The following is a 1,000-nucleotide window of genomic DNA, read 5'->3' on the forward strand; positions in this document are numbered from 1 at the left end:
TTGCTAAAAAACCAGCATCCCGTATATTAGTTAATACTGGTGGAAGCCAGGGAGGTACTGGTGCAAGCACAGGATTAGCACCTGCATTTACATTAGGTTGTGGTACATGGGGAGGAAGCTCTGTTTCTGAAAATGTTACTCCATTACATTTAATCAATATAAAGAGAGTAGCATATGGTCTTAAAGATTGTACTACATTAGCTGCAGACGATACAACTTTCAATCATCCTGAACTTTGCGGAAGCAAAAATGACTTAGGATTCTGTGCTACAAGCCCTGCAGAATTTGCAGCAAAGAGCAATTGTGATAGCACTGCTGCAGATACTACTGATAATGATAAACTTGCTAGACTCGTAAGTGAATTAGTAGCTGCAATGAAGGGAGCTAACTAAAATGGACAAGTACGAAGCTGTTATAAAGCTTTTATTGGAAGCTGTTCAAGGTAGTCAGTCTTCTACAGAGACAAAGCAAGATACAAATGAAATCCCGGTTGGAGTTTCAAACCGTCACATTCATCTTTCACAAGCAGATTTTAACATATTGTTTGGAGAAGGATACCAGGTAACAAAGATAAAGGATTTAGCACAGCCAGGACAGTATGCTTGTAAAGAAACAGTAACAGTATGTGGACCAAAGGGAGCTATTGAAAAAATTAGAATACTTGGACCATTACGTAGTAAGACACAGGTAGAAATCCTAAGAGGAGATTCTTTCAAATTGGGAGTAGCTCCAGAAGTAAGGATGTCCGGTGATTTACACGGAACACCTGGAATTGCCATAATAGGACCAAAAGGATCTGTTCAAATAAAGGAAGGTGTGATTGTTGCACAAAGGCACATTCACATGACTCCTGCAGATGCACAACATTTTGGGGTGCATGATGGACAGACAGTAAGTATTAAAGTTGATGGACCACGTGGTGGAATTTATAATAATGTTGCAATTAGAGCAAATGATACTTCAGCTTTAGAATGCCATATTGACACAGAGGAAGCAAATG

1 protein-coding gene and 1 pseudogene are annotated in these 1,000 nt (G+C 39.3%); both read left to right on the forward strand.

Annotated elements, in window-relative coordinates; all coding sequences use genetic code 11:
* Positions 1-392 (forward strand): annotated as a pseudogene (locus tag CLCOS_RS21205) (acetaldehyde dehydrogenase (acetylating)); the annotation flags it as partial.
* A gap of 1 nt (position 393) precedes the next feature.
* Positions 394-1,000 (forward strand): phosphate propanoyltransferase (locus tag CLCOS_RS21210; RefSeq protein ID WP_063602274.1); only part of this gene is annotated, 607 nt, incomplete at its 3' end.

Origin of the sequence: Clostridium coskatii (genome assembly GCF_001675205.1) — a bacterium.
In the GTDB taxonomy this organism is placed as follows: domain Bacteria; phylum Bacillota; class Clostridia; order Clostridiales; family Clostridiaceae; genus Clostridium_B; species Clostridium_B ljungdahlii.